Source organism: Streptomyces sp. NPDC014995 (genome assembly GCF_043080745.1).
In the GTDB taxonomy this organism is placed as follows: Bacteria; Actinomycetota; Actinomycetes; order Streptomycetales; family Streptomycetaceae; genus Streptomyces.
The window spans coordinates 678,719-690,646 of record NZ_JBIBVX010000001.1 but is presented as its reverse complement, the minus strand read 5'-3'; the positions used below and the strand labels follow the sequence as shown (position 1 = coordinate 690,646).

9 protein-coding genes and 2 riboswitches are annotated in these 11,928 nt (G+C 74.1%); of the genes, 3 read left to right on the top strand and 6 right to left on the bottom strand.

What is annotated here, in order from left to right; all coding sequences use genetic code 11:
* Window positions 1–3 precede the first annotated feature (3 nt).
* The 4 genes from ACF1A1_RS03120 to ACF1A1_RS03105 form a co-directional block, all read right to left on the bottom strand.
* Window positions 4–1,086 carry an energy-coupling factor transporter transmembrane component T gene (locus ACF1A1_RS03120; protein WP_391644844.1) on the bottom strand — a complete coding sequence of 361 codons (1,083 nt, stop codon included), beginning with the start codon at window positions 1,084–1,086 and terminating at the stop codon, window positions 4–6.
* Window positions 1,079–1,720: an SCO2322 family protein gene (locus ACF1A1_RS03115; RefSeq protein ID WP_391644842.1), complete on the bottom strand. Its 642-nt coding sequence runs from the start codon at window positions 1,718–1,720 to the stop codon at window positions 1,079–1,081. Before ACF1A1_RS03115 ends, ACF1A1_RS03120 begins: the two co-directional genes overlap by 8 nt.
* On the bottom strand, window positions 1,717–2,955 hold the full coding sequence (locus tag ACF1A1_RS03110; RefSeq protein WP_391644840.1) for a prenyltransferase/squalene oxidase repeat-containing protein: 1,239 nt from the start codon (window positions 2,953–2,955) through the stop codon (window positions 1,717–1,719). Before ACF1A1_RS03110 ends, ACF1A1_RS03115 begins: the two co-directional genes overlap by 4 nt.
* 135 nt (window positions 2,956–3,090) lie before the next feature.
* Window positions 3,091–3,155: riboswitch (cobalamin riboswitch) on the bottom strand.
* Window positions 3,156–3,321: 166 nt separating this feature from the next.
* Window positions 3,322–4,377 (bottom strand): MBL fold metallo-hydrolase, encoded by a 1,056-nt coding sequence (locus ACF1A1_RS03105; protein WP_391644838.1) that lies wholly within the window; start codon window positions 4,375–4,377, stop codon window positions 3,322–3,324.
* Between the two features lie 112 nt (window positions 4,378–4,489).
* On the opposite strand from ACF1A1_RS03105, the gene ACF1A1_RS03100 reads away from it, so the two are divergent.
* Genes ACF1A1_RS03100 through ACF1A1_RS03090 form a run of 3 tightly spaced genes read left to right on the top strand, consistent with a single transcriptional unit; the run spans window position 4,490 to window position 6,427 of the window.
* Entirely contained in the window at window positions 4,490–5,947 is a 1,458-nt protein-coding gene (locus ACF1A1_RS03100) for an aldehyde dehydrogenase (RefSeq protein ID WP_391644836.1), read from the top strand.
* 8 nt (window positions 5,948–5,955) lie between these two features.
* Window positions 5,956–6,189: a ferredoxin gene (locus tag ACF1A1_RS03095; RefSeq protein WP_391645318.1), complete on the top strand. Its 234-nt coding sequence runs from the start codon at window positions 5,956–5,958 to the stop codon at window positions 6,187–6,189.
* A gap of 49 nt (window positions 6,190–6,238) precedes the next feature.
* The gene (locus ACF1A1_RS03090) at window positions 6,239–6,427 is read left to right on the top strand and encodes a hypothetical protein (RefSeq protein WP_391644834.1); all 189 of its coding nucleotides are present in this window, start codon (window positions 6,239–6,241) and stop codon (window positions 6,425–6,427) included.
* A gap of 526 nt (window positions 6,428–6,953) precedes the next feature.
* Window positions 6,954–7,141: riboswitch (TPP riboswitch) on the top strand.
* Window positions 7,142–7,206: 65 nt separating this feature from the next.
* On the opposite strand, the gene ACF1A1_RS03085 is transcribed toward ACF1A1_RS03090, so the two are convergent.
* Window positions 7,207–10,854, bottom strand: coding sequence for an NACHT domain-containing protein (locus tag ACF1A1_RS03085; protein WP_391644832.1), 3,648 nt, complete (start codon window positions 10,852–10,854; stop codon window positions 7,207–7,209).
* Window positions 10,855–11,230: 376 nt separating this feature from the next.
* Window positions 11,231–11,890, bottom strand: coding sequence for a TetR family transcriptional regulator (locus tag ACF1A1_RS03080; protein WP_391644830.1), 660 nt, complete (start codon window positions 11,888–11,890; stop codon window positions 11,231–11,233).
* Window positions 11,891–11,928: the final 38 nt, after the last annotated feature.

Below are 11,928 nucleotides of genomic sequence, written 5' to 3'. Positions count from 1 at the left end.
GGTTCACGGCTCCTTGCGGCTCGCGGGGGCCAGGAAGGCGGGCAGGAGGCCCGGCAGGATCGCCGCCGCGGGCCAGAGGGGGAGGGTGGGCGCGGTGAGGGGGAGCACGGTGGGGTGGAGGGCCGTGGGGTCCGCGGCGGCGGCGAGTACGAAGAGGGCGGCGACCGCCGTGCCGGACGCGGCGACCAGGCAGGTGCGCGGCGTCCAGCGGTCGGGGCGGTAGCGGGTGCGGGGCGAGCGGCGGCCGCCGAGGTGGAGTCCGGCGAGGGCCGCGGTGAGCCCGGCGAGGAGCACCGGGACGCCGTAGCTGCCGCCGGCCGCCGTGAGCAGGCCGTACGTCCCCGCGCAGACGCCGAGCAGACCGCCCAGGGTGAGGGCGGCGGTCGTACGGCGGACGGGGGCCGGGACGTCGGCGGTACGGCCGTAGCCGCGGGCGTCCATCGACGCGGCGAGGGCGACGGAGCGTTCCAGGGCGCCTTCGAGGACCGGCAGAGCTACCTGGAGGAGACCGCGCAGGCCCCTGTCGGGGCGGCCGCGGAGACGGCGGGCGGCGCGCAGGCGTTGGACGTCGGCGATGAGGTGCGGGGCGAAGGTGAGGGCCACGACGACGGCGACTCCGGCCTCGTACAGGGCGCCGGGGAGGGACTTCAGCAGGCGGGAGGGGCTGGCGAGGGCGTTGGCCGCGCCGACGCACACCAGGAGCGTGGCGAGGCGCAGACCGTCGTACAGCGCGAAGAGGACGCCCTCGGCGGTGACCCTGCCGCCGAGCCGGATGCCCTGTGCCCAGGCGGGGAGGGGGAATTCGGGGAGGGTGACGATCACGTGGGTGCCGGGGACGGGCGAGCCGAGGGCCACGACGAAGAGGAGGCGGATGAGGAGGACGGCCAGGGCGAGGTGGAGGAAGGCGGAGTAGGAGCGGGACCAGGGGGTGTCCGGGCGGCAGGTGACGACCACGTACGCGGAGGTGGTGAGCAGGAGCGCGAGGAGGAGGGGGTTGGTGGTGCGGGTGGCGGCGGTGCCGAGGGCGAGGGACCAGAGCCACCAGGCACCCGGGTGCAGCGTTTTGTGACGGGAACCGTCAGCCATTCCCGCGCCGCCGCGCCTGCCACACCGCTGCCGCTGCCAGGGCCGCGATCAGGGCGCCGCCCGCGTACACGCCCACCGACGGGCCGCCGTCCTCGCCTTCCTCCGTGGTCGCCGTCGGCTTCTGTCCCGGGGCCACCTGCTCCCCGCAGCCCGTCTTCGGGTAGCCCGCGATCGCGCACAGCAGGGCGTTCGTGTCGTAGCGGAGGGGCTTGGCCACCGAGGCCAGGGCCTCGGCCGTCGTCGCGTCCCCGGGGACCCGGGCGCAGGCCGCGCGGGAGGCCGGCGGGGTCTCCCCGGCGGGCGCGTCCGCCTTCGTGCCGAAGTCGAGGACCAGCGCCACCCGCTTCGCCCCCTCCCGCGCCGGCGTCCTCGCGCAGATCACCGCGAAGGACGTCATGCCGCGCGGCCGGGACGCGTCCTGGGAGTTCTCGCCGACCGCGAAGCGGAAGCCCTGGACGGTGCCGTCGGCGGGGCGGGACGTGGCGGGGCCCTCGGTGGCGTAGATCCAGCGGTCGCCCTCGCGCTCCCAGAAGGACCAGTAGCGGTAGCCGGCGGCCCGGGCCTGGCCGGGGCCGGCCAGGATCAGCAGCAGCGAGGCGAGGACCAGGGCGGCGGCGCGGCGTATCGGGGTCACGGCTGCTGCTTCCGGCGGCCGCTGATCAGGAAGCCGATGCCGATGCCGGCGACGAGGAAGACGCCGATGGTCCACCAGGTGCCGTAGCCGTCGTCGGAGTCGCCCTTGACGGAGTCGTCGTCCGACGGCTCCGTGGTCGCCTCGCCGGTCGGCTTCCCGGTCGTCTCCGGCGTCGGTCCCGTCGCGTTCAGGGCCGCCACCAGGTCCGTGCCACCGAACGCGCGCGGGTCCGTCCCCGTCGCGTGGGCCGCGAAGATCAGCTGGGCGTAGGCGGCCGGGCCGCTCCGCTTCGCCCAGGCGGCGGAGTTCCGCTCGAGCCACGTCAACGGCTGCCGGGCCCGCTCGGCGCCGCCCTGCGCGGCGAGTGCCACGACCGCGTCGGCGGTGTTGCCGTGGTCCGGCTGGTCCTCCGCGCCGGGGAGCACCGACGTCAGGTACCCGTCCTTCGCGACGGCCTTCGCCAGGTACGCGGCGCCGTTGGCCGCGGCCTGCTGCGGGGTCGGATACCCGGCGTCGGCACAGGTGGCGGCGTCCGTCTTCGTCCCGGCCCCGGGCGCCAGGCCCTTGCCGAGCGCACCGAGCACACCCGCGGCCGTCGCGTCCGCGTCGGCCGCCACCGCGCCCTTCTCGTCGGGCTGGTGGGCGAAGGCGCCCGCGCCGGCACCGGTGCAGGGAAGGGCGAGCTTCACCAGGGCGTCGTACGGCGACTGCTCGCCCTTGCGGACCTCCGCGGGCTTCTCGCCGGCCGCCACCAGCGCCCCGACGACGACGGACGTCGAGTTCGTGTCGCTGGCGCCGCCGGGGGCGTATCCCCAGCCGCCGTCCGCGTTCTGGACGGACTTCAGCCAGGTGACGGCCTTCTTCGCCGCGGCCTCGTGGCCGCCGAGGGCCGCGAGGGCCTGAACGGCGGCGGCCGTGCTGTTGGTGTCGACCATGAGCTTGGCGTCACAGGCCGTGGCCGGATCGGCGCGGAAGGCGGCGAAGGCGCCGTTCGCGCACTGCTGTCCGGTGAGCCAGTCCACGGCCTCGCCGGCCGGCTTCACACCCACCGTGTCCTGTGCGAGCAGCGCGAGCGACTGGCGCCAGACGCCGTCGTACGTCGGGTCGGTGCCGCCGTACAGGCCGGACGGGACCGCCACCGAGGGAGTCGGCGACGGGGACGCGGCCACGGCGGGCGTGGCGGCGCCGATCACTGCGGTGGCGGCCAGGGCCGCGGCGCTGCGACGGACGTTCATGATCGGCGGGTGCCTCTCCCTGTCAGGGAGCCGGGCAGCACGGGACACCCCGGCGGCTCGGCTCCGTAAACCTCGACGGTGCCGTGCGACGGCGGGCTGCCGGCGCACGTGAGCCGGTCACGGTCCGTCCGGGGCGGTCCGGCTGGCCACTCGGCGTGGCTCACGGTTGCGGGTCAGCGCCGGATTTGCACCGGCTTCCCCCCGTACGGGTGTGATACGACCTGGCCACTCTACTCGCCCGTAGGGAAAGCCCTGAGAGGTGTCCGGGGCCCGGGGAGCGCCCGGGTGGTTTCCAGCCGCGGTGGTCCTCGCCCCGGTCGTCGTACCCGTCGAGCCGCCACGAACGTCGGTCGCCGCCCGTACCGCTCACACCGCCACGTACCTCACCGGCTCGCTCCCCGCCACCGCCTCCGCCCGCCCCCGTTTCACCAGCCGCCGCAGGTGCGCCTCGGCCTCCGAGACGGCGATGGTCCTCGAGCCGTACGGGATCTGCTCCCAGGGCCGGTTCCACTCCATGCGTTCGGCGAGCTGCCAGGGGGTGAGGGGCTCGGTGAGGAGGGTGAGGAGGCCGGTGAGGCGGTCCTCGTGGTGGGCGAGCAACTCCCGCACGCGGGACGGGCCGTCGGTGAAGGCGTACTGGTGGGCGGGGAGGATCTCGGCGGGGGCGAGGCGGCCGACGCGTTCCAGGGAGTCGAGGTAGTCGCCGAGGGGGTCGGTGACGGTGGCGTCGTCGGGGTCCTCGTACAGGCCGATGTGCGGGGTGATCCCGGGGAGGAGGTGGTCGCCGGAGAACAGCCGGCCCCGGCCCGGCAGCCCGGCCGGGTGGTCCTCCTCCAGGTGCAGGCAGACATGGCCCGGCGTGTGCCCCGGGGTCCAGATCGCGCGCAGGCGGCGGCCGGGGAGGTCGAGGAGTTCGCCCGGGACGATCTCCCGGTCGGGCAGGGCGGGGGAGAGGCCGGGCAGGGTACGGCGGCGCGCCGTGCGCAGCGGCGCCACGTGCGCCTCGGGGGCGCCGGCGGCCACCAGCTTGTCCGCCATGTACGTGTACCAGCGCTCGGGCCGGGTCGCACGGGCCCGCCGGACGATCGCGCCGTCCGCCGCGTGCATCGCCACCCACGCCCCGGAGGCCTCCCGCACCGTGCCCGACAGGCCGTGGTGGTCGGGGTGGTGGTGGGTGATGACGACGCCGTACAGCTCGGTGACCGAGGTGCCGCAGGCGGTCAGCCCGGCGGTGAGGGCGTCCCAGGAGGCGGGGTCGTCCCAGCCGGTGTCGACGAGGACCGGTCCCCGGTCGGTATCGACGACGTAGACGAGAGTGTGCCCGAGGGGGTTGTCCGGGATGGGGACGCGGAGCGAGCGCACGCCCGCGCCGTGGTCGTACGTCGCCGGGGTCAGGGGCTCCCCGTCCAGGCTGCTCGTCATCCGCCCTCCGTCCCACGGCCATTGCCCACTATAACGAGAACTGGTATCAGTTTCTGAAACACCGTCAGAAACCAGGGCCCAATGGGCCTGGGCCCTCTCGGAGGCGGACGCCATGACCGAGCTCGTGGAACACGGACAGCTGTTCATCGGCGGGGAGTTGACCGACCCCCTGGGCAAGGACGTCATCGAGGTCGTCTCCCCGCACACCGAGGAGGTCGTCGGACGCGTGCCGCACGCCTCGCCGGCGGACGTGGACCGGGCGGTCGCCGCCGCCCGCCGCGCCTTCGACGAAGGGCCCTGGCCCCGGCTGTCCCTCGACGAGCGGATCGCGGTCGTCACCCGGATCAAGGACGGGATCGCCGCCCGCCACGAGGAGATCGCCCGGGTGATCTCCTCCGAGAACGGCTCCCCCTACTCCTGGAGCGTCCTCGCGCAGGCGCTCGGCGCGATGATGGTGTGGGACGCGGCGATCACGGTCGCCCGGGACTTCCCCCACGAGGAGCGCCGTGACGGCGTCCTGGGGAAGATCCTCGTGCGGCGCGAGCCGGTCGGGGTCGTGGCCGCCGTGGCTCCCTGGAACGTCCCGCAGTTCGTGGCCGCCGCCAAGCTGGCGCCGGCGCTGCTCACCGGCTGCACGGTGGTGCTGAAGCCGTCGCCGGAGTCGCCGCTGGACGCGTACATCCTGGCGGACATCGCGCGGGAGGCCGGCCTGCCGCGGGGCGTGCTGTCGATCCTCCCGGCGGACCGCGAGGTCAGCGAGTACCTGGTCGGCCATCCCGGCGTCGACAAGGTCTCCTTCACCGGATCGGTGGCGGCCGGCAAGCGCGTGATGGAGGTCGCCGCCCGCAACCTCACCCGCGTCACCCTGGAACTGGGCGGCAAGTCGGCGGCGGTCGTCCTGCCGGACGCGGACGTCGGGACGGCGGTGGCCGGGATCGTCCCGGCGGCCTGGATGAACAACGGGCAGGCCTGCGTCGCCCAGACCCGCATCCTGCTGCCCCGCTCCCGCTACGACGAGTTCGCGGACGCCTTCGCGGCGGCGGCGAGCGCGCTGGTCGTCGGCGACCCGCTCGACCCGGCGACCCAGGTCGGCCCGCTCGTCGCGCGGCGCCAGCAGCGGCGCAACCTCGACTACATCCGCATCGGCCAGGAGGAGGGCGCGAAGATCCTCACCGGCGGCGGCCGCCCGCCGGGCCTGGAACGCGGCTGGTACGTCGAGCCGACCCTCTTCGGAGACGTCGACAACTCCATGCGGATCGCCCGCGAGGAGATCTTCGGCCCGGTGATCTGCCTCCTCCCCTACGGCGACGAGTCCGAGGCCCTGAAGATCGCCAACGACTCCGACTACGGGCTCAGCGGCAGCGTGTGGACGGCGGACGTCGAGCACGGCATCGAGGTCGCCCGCCAGGTCCGCACCGGCACCTACTCGGTCAACACCTTCAGCCTCGACATGCTCGGCCCGTTCGGCGGCTACAAGAACTCCGGTCTGGGACGGGAGTTCGGCCCCGAGGGCTACGGCGAGTACCTCGAGCACAAGATGATCCACCTGCCGGCCGGCTGGGAGGGGTGACCGACGCCGTGGGCGACCGCTGGCACGTCGAGGTCGACCGCTCCCTGTGCATCGGCTCCGCCCAGTGCGTCCACCACGCACCGGACGGGTTCCGCCTGGACCCGGCCCGCCAGTCCCGCCCGCTGGACCCGGACACGGACGCGAACGAGCGGGTGCTGGCGGCGGCGGAGAGCTGCCCGGTCGAGGCGATCGTGATCACGCTGGTGGGGAGCGGGGAGGCGGTGTTCCCGCCGGAGGAGTAGGGGCTTACGCTCCTGCGGCTGCCGAACGGCCGGCCGAGGCGGGAGCGACGTGCACGAGTCCGAGGCCGACCAGGTGATCAAGCAGGCGTACGAGGCCTGGGACGCGGAGGAGTGGCCCGCCGGGGCCGAACACTTCGAGCGGGTGCTCGCACACTTCCCGGACGGGGAGCGCAGCGCCGACCGGTGGTACGACGCGGCCCTCGCCCACACGTTCCTGCGGAACCGGGCGAAGGCCTGAGACCGGGGCGGTCGGCCGCCGCCCGGGCCCCGCGCGGCCAGAGCGACCCGGCCTTCCGGAACCTCGGCATCGCCGCCACCGTCCAGCGCGACCGGGCGACGGCCCGTGACGCCTGGGCCGGCTTCGGCATCGCGCTTCCGCCGGGCGAGGGCGAGCGCACGGCCCGGCTCGGAGCCGCCTGCGTGCGCCTCGACGCCGGCGGTGAGCGCGAGGTCGTGTGGATCGACCGGCTGTGCCCGACGCGCGGGCGGGTGACGAGCGTGCCCGTGACCGGCGGACGGCGGTTCGGCGAGATCGTCGTGCACGACGGACCGCGCACGCCGGCGCCCGGCGGATCTCCCTGGCCGCACCGGAGGACGAGGCGCGGCGCCTGCTGGAGCGGTGGGCGGGGGAGACGTCGGCCGGGCGGAGCTGGAGTGGGCTGGTGGCGGTGGGACAGCCACCGTCGGCTCCGCCGGATTCGCGAAAAATTTCCGCTTTGGGGGGTTCCATCCGGCTGGAGAGGTTCTATTCTGGTATTGGCCTACGGGACGAGTGAGGGAGTTCGACCGGAGTAGCCGACTTCGGCGAGACGCCGTGGCAAGACCACGGCATCCGCCGGTAGCCGACGTCGACGGTCGGGCTGAGAGGCTGGAAGGCAGTGGTCGGGCCGGAAGGCGACCCCCAGTACCTGATCCGGGTAATACCGGCGAAGGGAACCCGTCTCGTAGGTCCTTTTCCTGCCCCGGCTCGGTGATTCGCCTCGGTGATTCGCGTTGGTGATCGCTCCTGCGATCGCCTCAGAGCGACGACGGTTCCGGGCCGCGCCAGGTCCACTCCACCTCCTCGAACCGCGCGTCGTACCCGCCGTTCGGCAGGGCCGCGCGCAGGTGGGGCAGGTCGGAGGGGCGGAGCAGGCCGAAGGCCTCGGCGGGGAGCGCGGCGAGGATCTCGCCGGTGCGGGCGGCCAGCCAGTCGTCGAGACCGAGTTCCGCCGCGAGGCGGAGGAGGTCGATCAGGACGGAGGGGCGGGTGGCGGCGACCGTGGCCGGGTCCAGTCGCCCGAGCAGGTCGTCGAGGTGGCGGGCGGCGGCCTTGCCGCGCAGGGAGCCCGACCACTTCCAGGTGCTGGTGGAGTGGGCCAGGTGGGTCGTCCGCAGCAGGTCCCTCAGGGGGGTGTCGCGTTCGTTCGCGGGGTCGTCGTCCCTGATGAGGACCGCGCGGAGGGAGTGCAGCGGGGCGTCCAGCCGCGGGCTTCCCCGGTCCAGGGCGTGCCGCAGGCAGTCCAGGAGCGGCCGCTCCACCGCCTGGGTGAGGGGCACGTCGCCGTTGATCAGCGCCTGGCCCAGGTGGGACAGGACGGACGCGAGAGCCTCGTCGGGCAGGGCGGGCACGTCGTGGACCAGATGACGCAGTACCGCTTCCGCATAGGCGGCGCGTTCGTCCCTCGGCAGCGCGGTGGCGTGCTCCAGGCACTCGGCGTACAGGTCGGGCAGCACCGTCGGGGCGTACACATGGCGTGTCTGCAGGGCGCCGAGCGGGTGCGCGGCCGACTGGAGACGGCCGTCGAGAGGGGCCACGGACAGGGACGTGACGCTCGGCCACTGGAGAAGCGCCGGGTAGCCGACGTTCAGCAGAAGGTCGCTGTCGTCGTCGCCGACGAACGACACCCGCCTGATCAGTTCCATGACGCCGGTGTCGGAGAGCCGGTCCTCCAACCGGGGCGACAGGGACCTGACGGTCTCCGGCGGGGACCACGACCGCGACCAGTTGAGGTCATGGTCGACCAGCGGCGTCCGGCGCGTGGTGATGCGCAGATCCGCCTTCTGCTGCTGGGGGCGCAGCGGGTCGGGGCGCCAGCAGCGTTCGGCGTTGAGGGTGGAGGACAACGCGGCCCAGGACGGGACGGACAACTGCCCCTTCCACCCCAGGGCGTGCCGCCGCCAGCCCGCGGCTGTGCCGCTGTCGGCATCGACGAGATCCGAGGCGTACACCTCACCCACCGCCAGCACCACGATCAGCACCAGATTCGCCTCGTACACCGCGTCCCGGTACGTCCTCCGCCGCCGGACCGGTGCGTACTCCAGGGCGGTGCGGTGCTCGGGGTCCCACGCGGTGGCGCGGAACAGGTCGACGAGCGCGGGCACCAGACCGGTGCGCGACCGCTCCTGCGGCCAGGTCGCGAGCATGTCCCGCAGGTTCTGCCAGAGCTGCGCCCGGTCGGTGAGCGGGGCGAAGGACAGCAGGGCGTACAGCTCGCCGTCGTCCAGGGCGGCGCGGCGGTCGGCCGCCATGGTGTCGGCCGGCCGGCGCAGCGCCCCCTCGATCAGCCGGGCGGCCAGATGCTCGCCGAAGGTCGCGTGCATGAACTCGTAGCTGCGCAGCCGTTCCTCCGTGACGACGGCCTGCGCCTCGTGCACGAAGAAGAACCGCCCGAACAGCAGCCCCGAGCCGTCGTCCCCCTCGCCGGGCGGCGACGCGCCGAGCGCCCGCAGGTCCCGGTCGGCATCCTCGCCGTTGATGGCCTGGGCGCCGCGGTGGAACATCGAGAGGGCGATCACCGACAGGCGGTGCAGCTCGCGTTCGACGGCGGCGGCCGCCTCGGCCGGGGGCAGCGGGCCGTCCTTCTCGACCTGGCGGCGGACGAACTCCTTGAGCAGCCGGTCGTACAGCTGCGTCCGGCTGATGTTCTCCTCCCGCCCGCCGTGCAGGGCGTTGTCGACCGCGTCGTACAGCGCCAGCATGAGCAGCAGCAGGGGCTGCGACGCCAGGTCCCGGTGCGGGAGGGCGACCTCCGGGGTGAGCGGCAGGAGGCCGTGCCGGTCGAAGTAGCCCGCGTTCGTGGTGTTCCAGACGCTGAGCCAGCGTTCGATCTCCGGGCCGTCGAAGGGCTCCAGGCGCACCACCGGGCTGCTCCCCGGAACGTTCGCGCGGTCGGCGACCACCGTGCGGCTCGTCACGATCACGATGAGCGGGCGGCCCAGCCGGGCCTCGCGCCTCTGGAAGTCCACGACGTCACGCAGATAGCCCCAGTGACGCGCGGCACCGAGTCTGTGGGCGCCGGCCTGGAGCAGTTCGTCGAAGCCGTCCAGCAGGACCACGGGGACCGGGCCGGACTCCTCCTCGCACCAGTCCGGCCAGCTCACCTCCCGTCCCCTCGCCCGTCTCAGCGCGTGCTCCAACTGGGCCTGCACGTCCGCCTCCGCCGGGGTGTGCCGTAACTCCACCCGCAGAGGGCGGAATTCGCCGGCCGGGAGCCGGGCCGTCAGCAGTTTCGTGAGCAGTGACTTGCCGGCGCCGGGGTGGCCGAGCACGACGAGCGGCGCCAACAGGGCGGGCAGACCCAGGAGGTGGGCGGCGAGGAACCGCTCGATGCCGTCGTACACCGGCTGCTTCTCCCACCACTTGTCGGAGGCGATTCCGGGGTGTGCGGTGCGGGACCGGCCGGCCGGCCGGAAGCGGGGGGTGACGTACCCCTCCGCGAGGCTGGGCAGCCGCGGACCGGGGGAGTCGAGGGAAGCGATCGGGCCGCGCAGCAGTGCTCCCTCCGGCGCGGAGCGTCCGTCCGGGCCGGCGAACTCCGCCAGGAGGTCCGCGAGACCGGCCAGGCCGGTTCCCGCCGGACCATCGCCCACAGCGGTGCCGGGCACGCCCGCCACCAGCGCGAACTCGGGGCACGAAGCGGCCAGCGGGGTGGCCAGACCCAGGTAGTCGCGGACGATTTCCGACGCCGTGCCGGCGTCGATGCCGTCCCGGAACTCCGCCAGCGGGGACAGGTACGGCATGTGCGTGCCATCCGTCAGGTCCTGGATCAGCCGCGCGGCCTCTTCACGGTTCGACGTGTGCCGCACCACCGTCGCCGCGACCATCGCCACGCGCGCGGCCTGGAGCAGGGCGGCGCGTGCGAGGCCATGGGCGGCGCGCACCCGCTCCGGGAAGCGTTCCAGCAGGCTGTCCAGGACACGCTGTGCGTTCCGCTCGCCCAGAGGGGGGTTCATCAGCGTGTCCAGGGCCACCGTCCACTTCATGCGGCCCTCGGCGAGCAGACCCACGGCGTCCTCGACGCCCATGGCGGCGCAGTCGGCCGTGTCGAGCTTCGGGACGGCGGCGGGGGCCGTCGGCGCGGGCCACCGCTCGGCCTGGGCGCGAGCCGTCTCGGCCGTCCGCTCCAGTTCCGCGTGCCGGAACCGCCAGTAGCGGGCATCCAGGCTCATGCCGGGCGGTGGCGGTGCCGTGCCGTTGCGCTCGGCGCACAGGTCGACGATCCGCCGCACCGTGTCCCACTCCGGCGGCGTCCGCCGTCGCCCGTTGAGCAGCTCCGAGACCGAGCTGGTGCTCCTCAGGCCGAGCGCTCGGGCGATCTCCTGCTGCGACACACGGCATGTGCGCACGAGGCGGTTCAGTTCGGCGCAGAAGTCCGCGACGGGACCCGCAGGTGGTGCGGCCAACTCCCCACCCCTTCGGTACGGCCGGTGAGTTCCTCCGAAGCGTACGGCCTGACCTGCGTGTTCCGTGGGGAGTTCGGCGGAAGCCGGGATCCGGCCGGGGGCGGTCGGATCGGGTGCGGCCGAGGGGCGGTCGGATCGGGGGCCTCGATGCCGCGAGCCGTCGACCGCCCGTCCAGGGAAGACGCGCGTCGTGCGGGAGGGGACGCCGGGCGTGCGGAGGGGACGCCGGGCGTGCGGAGGGGACGCCGGCCGTGTGGAGGGGACGCCGGGCGTGTGGCCCGGCGGCCGGATCCGTCACATGGCGATGCCGGTCGTGCGGTGTGCGGCCGGATCCGTCACATGGCGACGCCGGTCGTGCGGTGTGCGGCCCGATCCGTCACGTCGCGACGCCGGTCGTGCGGTCCGGGCCCGGATCCGTCACGTCGATCAACCGGCACACCGTCTCGATGTCGATCCGCACCTGGGCGATGGAGGCGCGGCCCGAGAGCCAGGTGATGAGGGCCGAGTGCCAGGTGTGCTCGATGACGCGGACCGCGGAGAGCTGTTCGGGGGTGGGCGCGGCGAGGCCCATCGCGTCGAGGATGATCGCCGTCGTCTGGCGGGAGACCTGGTCGACCTCGGGGGAGACGCTGCGGTCGGCGAAGGTGAGGGCGCGGACCATCGCGTCGGCCAGGTGGGGCTCCCGTTGCAGCGCGCGGAAGGCGCGCATCAGCGTCTCCGCCACTCGCTCCGCGGGGGTCTCGCCCGCCGGGGGCTTCTTCCTCAGCGTGCCGTGCATGTGCTCCAGCTGGTCCTGCATCGTGGCGACCAGCAGATGCACCTTGGACGGGAAGTAGCGGTACAGGGTGCCCAGGGCGACCTGGGAGACCTCGGCGACCTCCCGCATCTGGACCGCGTCGAACCCGCCCCGGCTGGCCAGCTGCGCGCTCGCGTGCAGGATGCGGCGGCGGCGGGCCTCCTGCCGCTCGGTGAGGGGCGGGGAGGCTGGGCGCACGGTACTGGCTTCCACCTTGTCCCCCTTGGCTTCCGCAGACATGGGTCCCGTTCCGTGACGGTCGGTGAGGGCTTGCGATC